This window comes from Stieleria varia (genome assembly GCF_038443385.1).
GTDB lineage: Bacteria > Planctomycetota > Planctomycetia > Pirellulales > Pirellulaceae > Stieleria > Stieleria varia.
In genome coordinates this window covers 8,116,615-8,134,305 of sequence record NZ_CP151726.1, presented here as the reverse complement: position 1 = coordinate 8,134,305, position 17,691 = coordinate 8,116,615, and the positions used below count along the sequence as shown (strand labels likewise).

Sequence of the window (17,691 nt, the reverse complement as noted above, 5' to 3'; positions counted from 1 at the left end):
TCGGCAGAACGACGGCGGGAGGGAGGGGCAATGTGTTGGACTGTCAAGAGTTTGGGGTGTGGCATTCTCGGTTGATACAAGATTGATTCCTTGCTTCCGCCGGGCTTGCCCCGGTTCGGAGCAACAACTGGCAGCTACCGTGATCAGTGGTTTCCTCCGCCGAGACAAGCTCGACGGCAGGAGCTGCGCGGAACAAAACTTGCAAACCAGAATTCCGTATCCACCCCAACGTTTTGACAGTCCAGGGTAGTGCCGCTTCAGTATAGCAAACTCGATCAGAAACGTTGGAAAATGCCAGATTTCGAATCGTTCTGACAAGCTGTGTGTTGACCTCGTCGTCGGCCGCTCACTCTTGAACGGCCCGCTAGCCCGGATTATTCACGCCACTGACGACAGTCTTCGCAATACGTTTGCACCAAACGGTTTACGCGGATTGACACGAAAACAGTCTGCGCAGATCAGCCGCCACGCGATAGCGTCCGGTTCTCACGCCTGTAATCGGAAACCGGACGCTATCGCGTGCCGGCTGATGAATAATCCGGGCTAGCTCGGTGAGGGGACGACGGGGTCGCTCATTTGCAGATGAATCATATCGCGATACCGGCCACCTTTACGCAGCAGCTCCTCGTGCGTTCCGACTTCGGCCACGCGGCCGTCCTCCAACACGATGATCTTGTCGGCACCGGTGATCGTGCTCAGGCGGTGGGCGATCACGAACGCGGTCCGGTCCTGCAGCAGTTCGTCCAGGCTGCGTTGGATCAAGCGTTCGCTTTCGCTGTCCAAGTTGCTGGTGGCTTCGTCAAGGATCAGAATTTTGGGATTGGCCAGAATCGCGCGTGCGATGGCCAGTCGTTGGCGTTGGCCTCCGGAAAGTTTGACACCGCGTTCGCCGATCACGGAGTCGTAACCCAGTGGTAGCTTGTCGATGAACTCGTTGGCCGCAGCCGCCGTCGCCGCTTGCACGATTTCCTGATCTGTTGCGTGTCGAGTCGAGTAAGCGATGTTCTCGCGGATCGTTCCGTCGAACATGAATACTTCTTGTTCGACGATTCCCAGCAGACGCCGATAGCTTTCCAGTTGAATGTCTCGCAGATCGCGTCCATCCAATCGAATGCTGCCCGATTGTGGATCATAGAACCTGGCGATCAAGTTGGTTAGCGTCGTCTTTCCGGCACCACTGCGGCCGACCAATGCGACCGTTTCCCCTGCAGCGATGGTGAGTGTGACATCGTGCAGCACTTGTGTTTCGCTGCCGGGATAGGCAAACGACAGACCGCTGATTTCGATATTGCCGGCGACAAGCTCTTTTTCGACGCTGACGGCACCGGGGCGACTGGGCAGCTCCTTCTCGGCTTCCAACACGTCGAGTACGCGATCGAGGCCGGCCAAATTGTTTTGGAATCCGACGGCACTGCTGGCGATCGTCGCGATCGGGTCCAACAGCATGGTCAAGTAAATCAAGAACATCATCAGCTCACCAAGCGTCAATTCCGCGTTGATGATTTGATAGCCGCCGTAGAGCAGCAGCGCGGTCGAAGCGAGCGGAATGATGACTTCCCAAATCGTTTCGATGATCCGGGTCCACCACCAGGTAAAGAGTTGTTGTCGAACCAGGAAGCCGCCTTCGCGAACGAATCGTGACGACTCATCACGAGAACGCGAGAAGGTTCGGACCACGCGGATGCCACCGAATGTTTCGGTCGCACCCGAGTCAATTTTTTGGCGTTGTTTGCGGATGTCGCGGTACATCGGGCGAATACGGTTGATCCAGGTTCGGTGAGTCAACCAAACAATGGGCAACAACAGCAAACCGCCGACCATCAGTTTCCAATCGACGAAGACCAGGATGATCAGGCTGCCGATGAATTGGACGATCGCACGCCAGGGGTTGTAGAGCATGCTGAAGATCAGATCGGCAACACCGCCGGCATCTTCTCGGATCAAACTGGCAACGCCACCGCTCTTGAGGTCATAGACTTGGTGCAACGGCAGTCGAATGGTGTGTTCAAAGACGCGACGTCGTACGGTGATCTGCGTTTGGTTGACGGCTTTGGTGGCGATCCAACGGCTGCACAGATGAATGAAGGTGGCGATCAGTGTGACCACGACGACGGCCATTGCTATGAAAAACAATTGCCCCAGTCGCGACGATGGGACTGCGATGAATTCCAGCCACGCCGGAAACGGCTTCGGCGGTGTCGTCAGGACGCAGTCGATTGCCAGCTTGGTGCCCACGGGCGGAATCAGCCGCAGCGAGATGGCGACGGTCAGCAAGGCTAGCGAGAAAAGGATTTGGCGACGGTGGTTGGCCAGCAGGCTCCAAAAGGAACCGAATAGCTCAAAGAATCCACGATCCTTGTCGCCCAGTTTCTTGGGCTTGTGTTCCGAGTGATGGTGCCCGTGACCTCGCTCGCTGGCTGATTGTCCGCGTGCATTTCGCTCGCGGACCATTTCACGGTACTGACGGAATCGTTGTCGACTGGTGAGAATTGGCATCCACTATTGGTAGTCGCCACAGGGTGAGTCGGCAAGGTCCTGCGGTTTTTGAGTCCGAGGGTCGAACGACGATGATTGTCGCTCGACCTTCCAGGTCGATAGCGTCGGAGCCTTGGGTTCGGTTCTCGGCTGTCGGATGGTGTTGAAGCGTTTTCGACTCTGAGAGTCGAACGACAATGGTCGAGCCCTCGGTTCGGTTCTCGAGTCCGAGGGTCGAACGACGATGATTGTCGCTCGACCTTCCAGGTCGATAGCGTCGGAGCCTTGGGTTCGGTTCTCGGCCGTCGGATGGTGTTGAAGCGTTTTCGACTCTGAGAGTCGAACGACAAATGTCGAGCTCTCGGTTCGGTTCTCGAGTCCGAGGGTCGAACGACGATGATTGTCGCTCGACCTTCCAGGTCGATAGCGTCGGAGCCTTGGGTTCGGTTCTCGGCCGTCGGATGGTGTTGAAGCGTTTTCGACTCTGAGAGTCGAACGACAATGGCCGATCCCTTGGGTTCGGTTCTCGAGTCCGAGGGTCGAACGACGACGATTGTCGCTCGACCTTCCAGGTCGATAGCGTCGGAGCCTTGGGTTCGGTTCTCGGCCGTCGGATGGTGTTGAAGCGTTTTCGACTCTGAGAGTCGAACGACAATGGCCGATCCCTTGGTTCGGTTTTTGAGTCCGAGGGTCGAACGACGATGATTGTCGCTCGACCTTCCAGGTCGATAGCGTCGGAGCCTTGGGTTCGGTTCTCGGCCGTCGGATGGTGTTGAAGCGTTTTCGACTCTGAGAGTCGAACGACAATGGTCGAGCCCTCGGTTCGGTTCTCGAGTCCGAGGGTCGAACGACGATGATTGTCGCTCGACCTTCCAGGTCGATAGCGTCGGAGCCTTGGGTTCGGTTCTCGGCTGTCGGATGGTGTCGAAGCGTTTTCGACTCTGAGAGTCGAACGACAATGGCCGCCAATCAAATCGAAATCGAGGGATCGACGGAGCGTGGTGCGATTGGCCCGTCGTCGTTTTTGTCTCGCCAGAAGCAGAGTCCGGCGACGAGAAACGTCAGTTGTGAGACCACAAAGATCGAGAGCCACATCAGGACACCTTGCGTGAAGCCATAGCTGTGCAGGCCGATGCCCAACTCGTTCGTGCCGAACCAGCTCCACGCCGTGACGATGTTTCCACCGATGGCCAAGATGGCGAATCCGCGGTCTTTCACCATGCCGTCCCAGCGGGCATGCAACATCAATGCGTTCCAGATGACGATCAGCAACGCTCCGTTTTCTTTGGGGTCCCATCCCCAGAAACGTCCCCAACTGTCGTCGGCCCACAGTCCGCCCAGTACGGTGCCGACGAAGCTGAAGAGGATGCCGAAGCACGATGCACCATAAATCATTCGATACAGGTTGCGTTGTTTTTCGCTCGTCATCCCGCTCCAATTGGCCACCAGCAAGCCGATCCCAAGCATGCCGGCGACGAGTGTGGCGACGTATCCGAGTGAAACACTGATCACGTGGGTGGCCAACCAAAATTGGGTGTCCAATACGGCTTGCAGCACGGGCATCGTATCGCCCGAGCTCAATCCGTACGCGACGAGCAGGGTCAGCATGCCGCTGGTGGCGGCGAGGATGTTGCCGAACCCTTGTTTGAAGATCTGTTCGACACCCATGCCAAACACGACAGCCGCCCAGCCGATGAACACGGCAGACGAATAGATGTTGATCACGGGCGCGCGTCCGGTGATGTAGATCCGCGAAAGGATCGCGATCGTATGAATGATCAATGTCACCAGCAGGACACCGGTGGTCGCCGTTCGGATGTTTGAGAATCCGGTAGCAAAATAGATCAGTCCCAAAATCACAGCGATGATGTAGAAAACCGTCGCCACACCGGTGGGCCAGTTCGAGTTCATCCATCGCTCCAAGCGGACTTTGCCGGGAGAGTAACGGGGGATCGGATAGGCTTGCACATCCGCAATGTGCTGATCGACCGCTTTGTTGAACGCTTCGTGATCCTTCGTGCGATAGGCACTGAGCATGGATTCAAAGGTGGCCACGCCGGCAATCGTTTCTTCGCTGTCTTGTGCGGCGGCTTTCATCTGCTCAAACGCTGCTGAGGCAAACGGTTGCCAAGCAACGGTGTCGACGGCTACCTCGGCATCCTTGGCCGATGGCGGAATGATGGCGGGTGCCGATGAATTGGACAGTCGTGCCATCTCGCTTGCCAATTCTTGCAAGGCCCGTGTCATGACGTCCTGCATCGTGATGCCCGGCGGCAAGCGAGCGGGATCGATGGACGGCAGGAAGGGTTGTTGAAAGGCTTGCGCGGTCATCACGTATTGCGTGAAACGTCCTTGCAACTCCATCAGTTTCTTTTCTTTGAAAGATCGCTCAGCGGGATCTTTTTCTCCGGCTTCTCGCATCAAGGTCAACGCACGGCTCCAGTTGGTCCTCAATTCCATCAGCGAGTAGAGTTTGCTCTTGCGTCGTTCCAGTCCGAGTTCGGTACGGATCTCGTCTGAGTCGATGCGGAACATCGGCAGTTCTTGCAGCGAATCTGAGTCGATCGCGACCTCCATCAGCCACTGCAGGGCAGAGATCTTTTCTTTCTTGCCTCCGACGCGGTCTTTCATTGCGGCCAACGGATCCTCCGTGTCAGAATTCGGGTCCTGGGCGGCGTCGGCGTCTGGAGTGGAATCCGCTGTGTCCGTGTCGGCTGTGTCGCTGTTCTCAGCTTGAGTGAAGGCGACGTTATTGGCGGACACGGTTTCTGAGGTCTTGGTCTCGTCCGACTCGTCGTACTCGTAAGGTTCTGGGATTTCCAGGTAGAGCGATTCGCGGTTGCTCATCGCCTTGAGTGCTTGACGGGCGTATGCATCGAGCGGCAACACGCGACCGCCGTACTTGGTCGGGATTTTTCCAGCGGCATAGAGATCGAAATGAGTGTCGCGTGTTTGTGGCCGCAGTGAATCTTTGACCGCGGTCCAAGGAACGAGGCTGAAAACGGCAAAGACTGCCATGATTGCCGCTGCGATAACAAACCCTTTGATGCCGGACGATGTATCACCGGCGAGTTTTTGAAGCTGTCGTCTTTGGCGAAGTTCACGTTCACGTCGACCGACAAAGCGATTCAGGGTGCCCAGGAAGTGGACCAGCATGCCCAGCGACGTGATGCTGCAGGCGACGTAGGGGATCAACCAGCCCGAGTTGCGGACGACCTGTAGTCCCGTCAGTTCCTTACCACTGGGCAAGGGTGTGTAGCTGGATTGAAAGAATGTTTCGCCGCGGTAACGCAGTGGGTTGTTCATCCAGATGCGTTCCCTGCGATCTTCTCCCGTTTCGGGGTCGATGATTCGCACGAACGAAGAATAATCACGTGGTGTGCTGGTTCCGGCGTAATTGGTGCGACGAACGTCTTCCAGTTGGACCCAGTACGGTTTGACTTCGCGATGATATTTCAGGCCCAGTTGATACTCGGTGTCCGCAATGGTGACCGAGTCGAAGTGGTTGTCCACCTTTTCACCGGGGAACAGCATTTTGCGATCAGACAGGAGCTGACTGACAAGGTAGGTACCGATCGAGGCTCCGGATTCTTTGTCGATCAAATCGATGTAAGCCGACACGACATTGACTTCGGAATCCGTGCCGCCGTGTTTGCGGTCTTCGACCGCCTGGAGTTCGGTGCCGATTCCCTTCGTCGCGGGGTTGGTTTGATTGGGATCCAGGTCGGCGAGTTTGGAGTTTTCGTAGAAGCTCAACACGCGGACATCGACGGGTAATGTTGGATCGGAGATGGCGGTCTTGGACTCAAAGGAATCGATCAGCCGACTGCCGGGGATCGCGATGACTTCGTCGTCCGTCTCGCCTTTGGAGATCAGAGTCAATTCGACTTGGTCCAGATTGACCAGCGTGTTCGTCGAGTCGCCTTCGACCAAGCTGATGCGTTGCTCCAATTGACGATCGCCGAACTGAAACTGTCCGACCATCAACAGTGCGACACCGAGGTGCAGCAGCACGTTGCCGCCTTGGCGATCGAACACCAGCATGCATCCGACCATCAAGACAAGTCCTGCACCGAGGCCTTTGGTCAACTGCCAGACGATACGTAGTCCTGGATCGTCGATGCGGTTGCCTGAAAAGATCGTGTACATCAGCACCATGCCGATGATCGTCGCTAGGAGAAACGTCAGTTTTTGCAGGACAGGTTGTTTGATGCTGTTGGCGGCGAACACGAGTCCCACCACTCCCAATCCCATGGTGACTTGGACCAACCGCCAGAGTGTCGCCGAACTCATCGGAGGTGCTCCCTGCAAGCCTTCCGCATTGTGCCCGGTGAACACGATCAAGGTGGTGAGGAATGCGCCCATAGCCAGGAATACCAATCCAGCAACGAGTCGGTTTCCTTTGGCGTGGATCTTGAACCGGGTGACTTTGGCGGCGATCAAGTTGATCAGCAGCATCGTGCCGATGAGCGCTCCACCGGGAAACGGCAGCACCAGTTCAAAGGGCCGCGTGTGTGGGTAGAAGGCTTGTGGAAAGAAGTCGTCCACGTGCATTCGGGCGATCCACGATACGAAGTACCGCTGCTTGACGTCTTGCATGTTCATCTCGTCCTGGGCAAGTGTGCCGACGAGGACAAGGATCAGCGAACAAGCGAACAGGGCGACCGTGATCTTGAGCGAACCGAGAACGCGGAGGACAGATGCCAGCGAGTCAAGGACGTCGTGGTTTTCGACAGATTCGCTATGAAGCGCGTCGTTGTTCGTGACGGTTGCCATTGGAGGTCTCCGAAAGGAGTCGTTGTTGGTCGGAAAGGTTTGATTGGGCGCGTTTGGTAGGGCGAGTCTATTTGACGCGTCTATTTGGACTGGCCAGCAAGTCGTCGATCTTCTCGAGGGTGCTGGTCAGAATTTCAATGAATCCAGGAACTGGCCCATCGCTTCGCGTTGGCTGCTGACGGTGGCCGCCGGGCCTTTCATTTTGATGAACATGCTGAATCCGGCACCGACGGGCACGATCGTCGCGTCAATGATCTCGCCCTCCTGGGCATTTTCGCCTGTCAAGATAAACCGCTGCGCGTCGCGATCGGAAACCGTTCGTTTTTCGGCCGCCGCCATGGCTTGATCGACGACATCCTCGGGTGGCTTGGTTAGGCGAACCTGTTCCAGCCATCGAGCCACATTGTCACGCAGGTTGCCGCCGGCGGGCATCATCGATATTTCTGCTTCGGCATCTGTCGGGCCAGCGGCAAAGGACGCCCATCGCATGCTGCTGGGACGTCCATCCCGCCAGGAGTCCGGTCGCTCGAATTTTAGGTTGTCCCGATCGGCCGTCATCTCTCCGGCAGGCGATTGGGGGGCAACCTCAGGGGCGCTGGCTTGTGGGGGGATTGGACGCGATTGATTTTGCGATGCCATCATCGGCGGCATCATGGAGGATCCGCCGCCCGGTTTTCCGGTGATGTCTAACCAGATCGAATCACCGTCCGCTGCCGGCACCTCAATGGTTTCTGCCGCTGCCCATCTTTCGGTGGAGGGTTCCAGGCCAAGTTGACCGCGCCAACGGTTGACGTTTTCTGAAACGTAGTCGTCCCAGTCGTCGCGACCGGGAAGCATTGAGATACTGACGTCGAGTTGTTTGTCTTTGGTGGTCACGTCAAAGCTGGCGAAACGCATTTGTCGTTCGCGGCCTCGTTTCCATCCTTTGGGCGGATTGCTGAGATCTGGTGAACTGTCGACGAATTGCACATTGATCACAAAGTCACGAAAGGTTTCTTGGATTTCTTTGATGGAATCCTCTGGGCCGGTCACCTTAAAGAACCACACGTCGCCACCGTGGGGAACCATTGCCGCCAGCATCCTGTCCTTGCCAGGTAATAGTTGCGCAGGGATCTGCGTCGGAATCCGATACTTTGTGATCGGTTCGGGCTCGGAGCAACCGATGGCGGTGAGGACATAAGTTGCGACGCACGCCAGCCAAAGGAACATCAGCGACGATTGACGCGTGTTTGCCTGGTGAGGGCAATCGCGTTGAGCGGCAGAGGTGGTTGTGGGAATAACGGTAGCCCGATGCATCGGTGACCTAAATCAAGCGTGATTGATCCGACGGAGTTGTGGCGAGCGGGGGCCACGTCGGATGATTGGTGAGTGGACTGTCGCCCTGTTGAGTGAAGTCCTGTGACCCAGCCCAGCGGAACGAACGCGCGCAGCGGTCAGACTGAGGGAGGAGAGTCAGACCGAAGTATTCGCTCTCCGACAGTATAAACGTCTGGGCACCATTCATCGTACCCGAGAATCATTCCATCGTCCGTATTCGGACGCTTTCGGGACGTTGAGATAAAGCAAAGCTAATGATAGCAGCGATGTTGTTGAAAATCGCTGCGTCGGCCATGCGTCAAGTTGTCCGGTTGAGCAGCGGACCGAGAAAGACTGGCGAATCCCACTACCTGGTGCGCTCCTGGATTTCCTGTTGTTTTTTAGGAATCCCAGCCCATCAAGCCGATCAACGCATCGGTCAAGGAGCTGACTGGGGCCGTGGTTTCGGAGTAAGCCCACATGTTGCGGACCAAGTCGGTCATCAGCATGCCACCGAGGCTGAGGATCATCATGATCAGCAACAAAACGACGCATTGTAGCAGCGTGAAGGGGACTTCAAATCCGCCGACCGATGCACGAGGCGAGGCCGCGACTTCTTCCTCCATCATCATGTCCGGCTGGACGGGTTCCCCCATCGGGTCAACGGCCACAGGGGTCGCTTGGCCAACGGGCATCCCGTCGCCAAACGCGTCCATCGACGCACCGCCAGCGGCAAAACCAGCGGCATCACCCACGGGTACTGCGTCACCAAAGTCGTCGTCAAAGACAACGGCTTCACCGACCGCTTCGGTGTCTTCGATTTCGATCACTTGAGAGCTGCTGTCGGATTCGATTTCCAGTCCGACGCCCGAGGGAGACAGTTGGAATTCTTCGTCGGACTGAAAATCAACCGCGCTGCCATCGCCGCTGGAAATGGCGGAGCCGGAAATGTCACTGCCTTCGGCAAGTTCTGCGCCCAGGTCCAGCGCGGAGATGCTGCTGCCCGCCAAGTCCAAAGGTTCGCTTTCCAAGGACAATCCGCTGTCGGAGGGACTCATCAAGTTGATGCCGCTGTCGCCGGCAACGGAGATGTCGCTGACACTGTCGAGCATCAAGTCTGCGTCATCGTCCGCGATCACGAGATCGTCGTCGCTATCCAACGCGTCGTCCATCTCCGCCAGCACGCCGGATGAGAGGCTGCTGCCCAATCCGGATGAGGAGAGCAGGCTCTCGCTGTCGCCGGAGATCAGTCCGCTGCCGGACTGTTCTGCGCTGAGCAAGTCCAGCTCACTGAGCACGTCGGCACCGGAGGAGCGAATCGGATTGTCGCCGCCCGTGGGCGCATCCAAATCGTTCATCAGTTCTAGGCTGCTGGCGCCCGCTGATGCCAAGCCGAGATCGTCGTCAGCAAGTGCGTCGATGGACCCACTGTCATCGCCGATCATCGCATCGTCGCTATCGTCATCCGCCAATCCAGAAAAACTCAAGTCGCTCTTGGATTCGTCTGAACTCTCGCCTTCCAAGCTCAACGAACTGGCGGACTCGGCCAGGGCATCATCAATGTCTTTTCGTGCAACCGGCCCCGTGCTGCCTTCTTTGGGATCGATCGCCAAGTCGATGGATTCATCTGAATCGTGCAAGATCGCTGGATCGTCCAGTCGCAGTTCGGCCGAATCGATTTCCACCAAATTCATCGAGTCGTCATCGAACAGCAGATCGTCATCATCATCGAGTTCGATGCCACTGCCGCTAGGGACGAGCGAAACATCGCTGCCGTCCTCGCTCGCATTGGCGATCAAGTTGACATCGCTGCCACCGGTGCTGCCTTCTTTCAGCGGTTCGCCGCCGATGCCCAAGTCACTGCCCGCCCCGTCATCGGTGCCTTCATCATCACCGATGATCGAGCCGATGCCGCCGCCGAAGTCGACCAGTTCACCTGAGCCGACGCCGTCCATGGCCAGTTCGTCAGCCAGACGGTCGATCTCGGTGTCGGGGAATTTCCAACTGCTGCCGTCTTTGAATCCACGGATCTGACCTTGGCTACGCAGTTCCACCAAACGGTCCGTGGGCACACCTAGTTTTGCGGCGGCTTCTTCGAGTGACAGATAGTTTGGCATGGGAGATACGGGCTCCGAAAGCTGGCTGGTTGGTGCTGTGGCAGCCAGAGATCGTCCATGCGATCATCCAGCATGCCTCACTTGCCCACACTATTCATCCCGCGGATTTCGCTGGGAGTGGGGGAAGTGGCATTCAGTAATAGGGAAAAGTCGTCGTCGATCGGGCGGCTACTGACCAAACGGATCTGGCCCGACCTATCAATATGATACACGGCCATCCACGATTTGCCGGTATGAACTAGCGTAATTGTTTGAGTTCCCGAGCCGTCAGAATGTGAAAAACCGATCATCTGCCCGGCAGCACCCACTTCATCGGCACCATCGTCCGCTTTTGCTTGATTTTTATACAAACTCGATGCGTCGACGCCCCCAATGAGGGGTGGTTGGTCGGCTGGGGGGGCCTGGGCGATTTCTGAACCCGCTGGCGCTGACACATCTGCATTGGCGGATGCAGAGGGGGCAGATACCGCTGCTTGTGGCGAGCCGCCTTCGAGAAATCGCACATACTCGGCAGCGCTCATCTTCTTGCCCGGCGTGGCCGCCGAATTGAGGGGGGGTGTGGCCACTGTGTCCGGCTCGGTGCGATACTGGCCACCTTCCCAAACCGGAATCGACGAAGGGGGGGCCGCGCCGATCTGTGTGCCCGAGGTAAAGGTTTGTCCTGAGTCAGGTCGCTGGCTCTGGGAGGTCCCGGAGAGGGTGATCCATGCTGCTACGATCAAGACTGCAATCCGGCCTCGACGAATCGATTGGATACCGGAGTGGAAGGTTATAGTCACGGCAAGACTCCAGGATGACAACAGCGTCCTCACGACGCAAAAACGGCTTCTCCCCTGGTATCAATCCGCCGCCCTTCCCGGCAACCCCAGCACGCAACGCGGTGAAGCATTTTATTTGCCGAAACGCAGGGCATACCAGCACGAAACGCAAGCGAGTGAGTCGCCAAATTCACCCGCTTGCCGGCTGATAAATCATCCAGGCTAGGCCTTTCCCTACGTTTGACCCGCAGCCGAAGGCGTAGGAGACGCTACCAAACGCATTGCACCGCACAGTCCACCGCCGCTTCCGCCTGCGCCGTTGGCTACGGGTCAAACGGAAACCGTGCACGAAAACAGTCTGCGCACATCAGCCGCCACGCGATAGCGTCCGGTTCTCACGCCTGTAATTCGGGAACCGGACGCTATCGCGTGCCGGCTGATGAATAATCCGGGCTAGCCGTGGGCCGGCCACAATCCGCCTCAGGCTCACGGCTAGCGTCTGAGGCTCACTGGGGGCCACCAGCTGCGCCGGGAGAGGTGACAGAAACTTGCGGAGCGCCATAGTGCCACAACCCCGAATTTTGAACATCCCAGTGATGTCCTGCGAATGCTAGCACGCCCGGTGACAAACTCTGACGATTAGGTCAAGTCAGCCGGTCGCGTTAGCCGATCCGGGTGAAGGGATTCTCCGGTGAGCTCGACTTGGCTGATCACGCCTTTTTTTGGACTCCGGCAGAATCGCCTCCCGAAATGGAACGCATTGATACAGGGATGTTGACGTGAGCGAAGCTAGCAAGAGCGTGGTTCTGGCGAGCAAGAAGACGACCCCGAGCTACATGGTGCCCGTCTTGGGCGCGACGATGGCGGGCTGCTTTTATCTCTTGGTCGCCTTCGTTCCTTGGTCGCCTCTGCAGCGATATTTCCTAGGGCACCCCGTGGCTGTCGCCGCAACGGTCCTGTTCTGTTTCGCCGTCGCGATTCTGGCGGTGAAATGGCTGGCGGTCTCGACGCAGTGGAAAACCATCAACGGGATTGCCGACGAACGGCTCTTTCCGCGCAACGAGAACTTGTCGCCCTCGGACGACTATCGCAACCGGCACGACGCGGGGCACGTTGCCCGTGGATGGCTCAAGTCGCTTTCGGGTCTGACGCTCAACATGCAACGCAGTTGGCTGGTCATCCGTTTGCAAGAACTGCTGACGCGGCAGTCTCAACGGGGCACGACCAAGCATCTGTCGGATGACTTGCGCGAGTTGTCATCGCGTGACGCCGATGATGCGCATGATTCGCTGGCGTTGGTCCGCATCATCGTTTGGGCGATTCCGATGTTGGGATTTCTCGGAACCGTGATCGGTATCACTCAGACACTTGGTGGATTGGACTTCTCCAACGGCAACGCGGCCGTGGATAATCTCAAGAGCGGCCTGTACGTGGCCTTCGATACGACGGCCTTGGGTTTGGTCCTTTCGGTGCTCGCGATCTTCCTGCAGTTCCCCGTCGAGAAAAGCGAACAGCGTCTGCTTGCAGAGATCGATCACCGTGTCGGCCACTTGCTCTCAGCCGGTCTGCCCAGCGACGAGCCGGCCGACAACCAGTATGAGTTGCTGGCCAACTTGTGCGAAGGCGTCCGCGCCGCGGTGGCCGAGTCATTGGCGAACCAAGCCGACCTGTGGCGCGGTACGATCGACGAAGCCCAGCAGTACTGGCAACGCGCTCATGAGACGCAAGCCAACGGGATCATCGACGCGATCGAGTCGACGCTCAAGCCCGCGCTCATCGATCACGCCTATCAATTGGAATCGTCATCGCAACGCAATCACGAACGCACCGAAAAACTTTGGGACCGGTGGCAGCAAGGAATTGGGCAGTGGCAAGACGCCATGGACGGCGGTGCTCAAGTCCTTGCTAGCCATCACGAAACACTGATCGCTCAGTGTGACCGGATGTTGGAAACCAGCACCGACACCGGACTGCTGATGCAACTGCAAGCCGCGTTGGATTCGAATCTGGAACGTTTGCAAGTTGCCGGTCAACAGATCGACAAGAATCTGGGTGCCGCGGCCGGTCAAGGCATGGCCGATGCAATGCGAATCCTGGCCCGCGCCGTCGACGTGCTGTCCAAACAACTTCCCGCATCTGCAGCGAAAACTGCTGCGGCCAAAACCGCTGCAACAAGTGACATCGTCAGTGCAGTTCTTCCGTCGACTGCAGTTGCGGCCACGCGGACAATCAAACCGGGCAACGAAGCTGACCATGCGACTCGATCGAGGGAAGCCGCATGAGCGGGCGTCGCCGCCAAACGCTATCGCCATCGCTGTTTCCGTTCCTCGCCGTCCTCGTGTGTACGCTGGGAACGCTGATTTTGCTGTTGGCGTTGGTCGCCGAAAACTCGACGGACGCGATTGTTGCTGCCGCTGAGGCTGAGCAGGTGGAGGATCTGTCAGGGGATTCCGATCAGCCCAAGCTGACGATGGCTCAAGTCCAAGACTTGATCGAAGAAGAACGATTCCGCACGGAAGAGTTCGTCGACATGCGCGACGCGCAAACCGCAGACTTGGAGAATCGACGTGATCAACTCGCGCACCTGGACGATCACATCCGTCGTATTCGTCTGAAGCTCAAACACATCAACGATCAACTGATCGCGGCTGAATCAGATTCGCCGTCGGATCCGGTTGACGATGAAAAACTCGTTGTGCTGCAAGAACAACTCGAAAAGAACAAAGCCGAGTTGGAGAAACTGCGTGAGAAGTCCAAGGACAAGACTCCGCGAGTGGTGATTGTTCCCCACAAGGGACCCAACGGAACGGATCGACGCCCCATCTATATCGAGTGCACGGCCGAGGGAGTGACGATCTGGCCGGAGGGTTCCAAGATCGAGATGGGCAGCTTGGAGGACACGACACGCAGTGCCAATCCACTTGATGCCGCCCTGCGTGTTGCCCGCTATCGTGCCCTGCAAGATTACGGTGATCAAGTCGCACCGTATCCGATGTTGATCGTGCGTCCCGACGGCGTTGCATCCTACTCCGCTGCGCGAACTGCGATGCAAGATTGGGATGACCAATTCGGCTATGAGTTGGTCCCTGCTCAAGTCGAACTGGCATATGCGACGCCGGATATCGAGCTGAAAAATCGAATGGAGGACGCGATCCGGCAAGCCGTCATCAAACAATACAGCTTCCAAGCCATCGCGGACCGCGGTCCAGGCGGCGGAGGCTCTGGGCGTTCGCTTGCCAACGCAACACGTAGTCAAGTTCCAAGTTCTGCATCGGGCGTTGGAGGTGGAACAGTCTCCAACAGTCCTGACAAACCGCTGCCGAGACTCTCCGCTGCGCAAATGGACCGTCAAGGACGCAGCAGTGGGTTTGATGACCATCGTGCACCTGTCGGTTCGAGCTACTCGGGCTCGTACGGCGCCAGCAATCCTTACTCCGCCGGAACCGGTGATGACGTCGCCGCCAAGCTGGACGCTCGACTGAGAGAAGCCGCGTCGCAGCTCAATACGGATGGTGGATTGCCCGGCGACCCACTTTCTGGGCTCGGGTATCCACAGGGAAGTGATATCGCAGCCGGAACCGCAACGGATGAGCTTGGTCGTCAGCTCACACAAAATCCACCCAGCGGTGTGCCACCGCCGACCGCCACGGCCAGCGAACAACGTGTTGGTGGAAAGTATCAACAGAATCCCTACGCGCCTTCCGAAGCGATGGATTCGCAAACGGCCGCAGGGAACAGTGCCCCAGGTGATCGCATGGCATCGTCCGATGCCGCGATGAGTCTCACCGCGCCGATGACCGATACACCGCCAGCAACCAGTACTGGGTCCTCGGCGATGACTTCATCCATTAACTCTGGCAGCACGCCTCCGCAGAACCAAAGCAGTCCATCCAATCCCAATCAGGTGGCGGGCTCCTCGACGCGAGGCAGCCAGATGAGTCCCGATCTGCCGGCGGATATGCAAAATGTCGACCCATCGGCTCAACCGCCGAGCGGTCTCTCGGCAAACGTTACAAAATCCTCGACACCTCCTTCGGCCAGCACCGTGCGTCGTGGCGGCATGGACTGGGCGTTGCCACCAGAAGTCGCCCAGTCGCGGGGCAACGCGATCGTTCGCTCGATCCGCGTGGAGTGTTATCAGGATTCCTTCGTGCTGCTGCCATCCTCACGACCGGGTGAGCGTGCTCAGTCGTTCAGTTTCACCGATGGTGAAGTCAACCGGGCGACGTTGGAGTTGGCAACGGCGATCCGAGACCGCATCAGCAGTTGGGGTGCCGCCATCCCCGGTGGTCGTTGGCAGCCTCGTTTGGACGTGACCGTGATGGAGCGAGGGGATCACCGTTTTCATCAGCTACGCACATTGATGACGGGCAGTGGGATCGAAGTGGAGCGGAGTAACGGACCATGAAACGCAGAAAACGATCTTCACTAGAGAACGGCAACGATGCCTTCCTGGACATCGTCGCCAACCTCGTCGGAATCCTGATCATCTTGGTCGTCATCTTGGGTGCCAAGAGCCAACAAGTGATCCGGGAGACGCAGGAACAGAAACTCAACGAAGAACCCAAGATCACTTACGCAGGCGATGCTGAGTTCAGCGACTTGGCGACCGAAGCCACACGTGCCGCCGCCGCCCGCGCCGATTCCTTGCGTCTGGAAAAGACGATCAAGGTATTGGATCAACAGCTCGCATCCAAAGCCGAACAGAGGGCGACAATGCTCGACGTGTTGCGGGTTGCGGAGGAGGCATGGAAGGAACATCAGGAGTCGCTCGACGAAGTGGCTCGTGAACGCTCCAAGCAAAACGAGGAGATGGCGTTGTTGCATCAAGAGCTTGAGACGGTCGACGGTGAACTGCAACGTTTGGCCAATCAAGACACGCCCGTGATCGCCGTGTCGCACTTGCCCACCCCGATGGCCAAGACTGTGTTTGGTACCGAGATCCACATGCGGTTGAAAGACAATCGTTTAAGCGTTGTTCCGGTGGATCGATTGCTCGACGAATTGAAACGTGACTTGTCACGAGTCGCCGGTGGTTCACGCGATGGGATGATGGACGCGGTGATCGGACCGGTCAACGACTATGTGGCGCGTTACGCGTTGCACAAGTCGGAGGAGTTGGTCGCACGCGGTGGTGCTGTGGGACGGATGACAATGGTGCAACTGCAAGCGATCATGTTCGAGCCGTTGAACGAGCCGCACGGATTGATGATGGACGAAGTGCTGCGCGACCGCCAGTGGCTCGACATCCAACTCGCTGGCCGCAACCCAGCGACGACAACGGTCACGGTGTGGGTGTATCCCGACAGCTACGCCGCGTTTCGTTCGTTGAAAGAAAACCTCTACGAACGCGGCTTCGCAACCGCCGGTCGCCCCCTGGAAGCCCACCGCCCCATCATGGCCAGCCCCCACGGCACCCGCAGCAGCGCGCAATAGCACGTCTGAAGCGCAAACCGGATGGCGAGATCTAAACGCCATGAGCCGCGACGCGTCAGCGGTCGGGCCTTTCTTGAAAACTCCTATCCAACAACGTTTGTTGTTCTCGGTGATGGTCATCATTCGGCAACGGCCAAGTCTCATGCCGGGGCACGCTAACGACTCGGAGAGTCGAGCGACAATCGTTCGACTCGACGAGTCGAAAACGCAAGCACTTACAGTCCCATGGCTCCCCTCTCCCCCGAATCCTGGCGAGCCTATGCGAGTCAGGATTTGGGGGAGAGGGGGAAATGAATACGGATGAGATTTTGTTGCGTCCAGGCGGGTCTGTTGGGCAACCAACAAGACCCCACGTCCCGAAGGGGCCGAACAGGAAAGCCCAGGGCAGAGCGAAGCGCCGCCCTGGGTAATCGAACAACCGACTAACATCTCGCCCTGAAAGGGCAGAACATCGGTCGCAATCTCAATCGACCCGTTCGCCAAACACAATTTCGCGTCAAGGAAAGCGCTGCAACGCCCACTTCGGGGCTTGGAGGTTCACGGCGCACAACAACCCAGGGCGACGCTGCGCTCTGCCCTGGGCTATTTTGTCATGTCCCTTCGGGACGGTAATCGTCCCTTTCGCACGCCTCGGGGAACGTGAAAAGAATTTTTGCTGCATATGACCGTGAAGCGGTCACAGACGGTAGCCGGCGATAGAGCGCAGCGATCATCGCCGGTTTATTCGGTGTTATGAAAACCGACCCCGGAGGCGGTCGCAGCCCCAATTCCGAGACGTCTGCGACACCCTTCGGGGTCGATTCAATATGGTCGTCGCATACTACGGGTGCGCC

General features: G+C 57.7%; 8 protein-coding genes. 3 read left to right on the top strand and 5 right to left on the bottom strand.

Annotated elements, in window-relative coordinates; genetic code table 11:
* Positions 1–543 precede the first annotated feature (543 nt).
* The 5 genes from Pla52nx_RS27415 to Pla52nx_RS27395 form a co-directional block, all read right to left on the bottom strand.
* A complete protein-coding gene (locus tag Pla52nx_RS27415; protein ID WP_146522144.1) occupies positions 544–2,496 on the bottom strand; it encodes an ABC transporter ATP-binding protein in 1,953 nt (650 codons plus the stop codon).
* Positions 2,497–3,444: 948 nt separating this feature from the next.
* Positions 3,445–7,251 carry a cytochrome c biogenesis protein gene (ccsA, locus tag Pla52nx_RS27410; protein ID WP_231742316.1) on the bottom strand — a complete coding sequence of 1,269 codons (3,807 nt, stop codon included), beginning with the start codon at positions 7,249–7,251 and terminating at the stop codon, positions 3,445–3,447.
* Positions 7,252–7,377: 126 nt separating this feature from the next.
* Positions 7,378–8,460, bottom strand: coding sequence for a hypothetical protein (locus tag Pla52nx_RS27405; RefSeq protein WP_146522260.1), 1,083 nt, complete (start codon positions 8,458–8,460; stop codon positions 7,378–7,380).
* Between the two features lie 488 nt (positions 8,461–8,948).
* The gene (locus tag Pla52nx_RS27400) at positions 8,949–10,664 is read right to left on the bottom strand and encodes a helix-turn-helix domain-containing protein (protein WP_146522143.1); all 1,716 of its coding nucleotides are present in this window, start codon (positions 10,662–10,664) and stop codon (positions 8,949–8,951) included.
* A gap of 77 nt (positions 10,665–10,741) precedes the next feature.
* A complete protein-coding gene (locus Pla52nx_RS27395; RefSeq protein ID WP_146522142.1) occupies positions 10,742–11,230 on the bottom strand; it encodes a hypothetical protein in 489 nt (162 codons plus the stop codon).
* 971 nt (positions 11,231–12,201) lie between these two features.
* On the opposite strand from Pla52nx_RS27395, the gene Pla52nx_RS27390 reads away from it, so the two are divergent.
* Genes Pla52nx_RS27390 through Pla52nx_RS27380 form a run of 3 tightly spaced genes read left to right on the top strand, consistent with a single transcriptional unit; the run spans position 12,202 to position 16,858 of the window.
* On the top strand, positions 12,202–13,704 hold the full coding sequence (locus Pla52nx_RS27390) for a MotA/TolQ/ExbB proton channel family protein (protein WP_146522141.1): 1,503 nt from the start codon (positions 12,202–12,204) through the stop codon (positions 13,702–13,704).
* Positions 13,701–15,830 (top strand): hypothetical protein, encoded by a 2,130-nt coding sequence (locus Pla52nx_RS27385; protein ID WP_146522140.1) that lies wholly within the window; start codon positions 13,701–13,703, stop codon positions 15,828–15,830. Before Pla52nx_RS27390 ends, Pla52nx_RS27385 begins: the two co-directional genes overlap by 4 nt.
* A complete protein-coding gene (locus Pla52nx_RS27380; protein WP_146522139.1) occupies positions 15,827–16,858 on the top strand; it encodes a hypothetical protein in 1,032 nt (343 codons plus the stop codon). The genes Pla52nx_RS27385 and Pla52nx_RS27380 overlap by 4 nt, the downstream gene beginning before the upstream one ends.
* The last annotated feature ends 833 nt before the right edge of the window (positions 16,859–17,691 follow it).

What these genes read in the sequence shown, in the direction of transcription:
- Pla52nx_RS27415 (WP_146522144.1), bottom strand. Translation starts at nt 2,496, where the DNA reads ATGCCAATTCTCACCAGTCGACAACGATTCCGTCAGTACCGTGAAATG.
- ccsA (WP_231742316.1), bottom strand. Translation starts at nt 7,251, where the DNA reads ATGGCAACCGTCACGAACAACGACGCGCTTCATAGCGAATCTGTCGAA.
- Pla52nx_RS27405 (WP_146522260.1), bottom strand. Translation starts at nt 8,460, where the DNA reads ATGTTCCTTTGGCTGGCGTGCGTCGCAACTTATGTCCTCACCGCCATC.
- Pla52nx_RS27400 (WP_146522143.1), bottom strand. Translation starts at nt 10,664, where the DNA reads ATGCCAAACTATCTGTCACTCGAAGAAGCCGCCGCAAAACTAGGTGTG.
- Pla52nx_RS27385 (WP_146522140.1), top strand. Translation starts at nt 13,701, where the DNA reads ATGAGCGGGCGTCGCCGCCAAACGCTATCGCCATCGCTGTTTCCGTTC.
- Pla52nx_RS27380 (WP_146522139.1), top strand. Translation starts at nt 15,827, where the DNA reads ATGAAACGCAGAAAACGATCTTCACTAGAGAACGGCAACGATGCCTTC.